The sequence below is a fragment of the Pseudomonas sp. SDT291_1_S447 genome (assembly GCF_054070155.1).
Genome location: NZ_JBSVXS010000451.1, coordinates 1 through 218 on the forward strand (window position 1 = coordinate 1; position 218 = coordinate 218).

Consider the following 218-nt stretch of genomic DNA (forward strand, 5'->3'; position numbering starts at 1 on the left):
CTGGTTCCGTGCCCATGAACGCTTCAATCCGGGCGAAGTCCAGCGCATGCAAGTCAACGGCGTGGCCTGGTTCGCACCGGGTCGCTGGGTGGAAGTCGGCGACCCCTGGCTGGGCCCGGATACCCATGGCTGCAGCACCACGCCGGGGTTGCAGGTGGGCAAGTCGATGGAGATGGACCCAGAGGTCATGAAGCTGGCGCTGCGCATTACTTTTGGTG

1 pseudogene is annotated in these 218 nt (G+C 64.2%); it reads left to right on the plus strand.

What is annotated here, in order from left to right:
- Positions 1-218: pseudogene (locus ACW9IR_RS30320) on the plus strand (PvdJ/PvdD/PvdP-like protein); the annotation flags it as partial.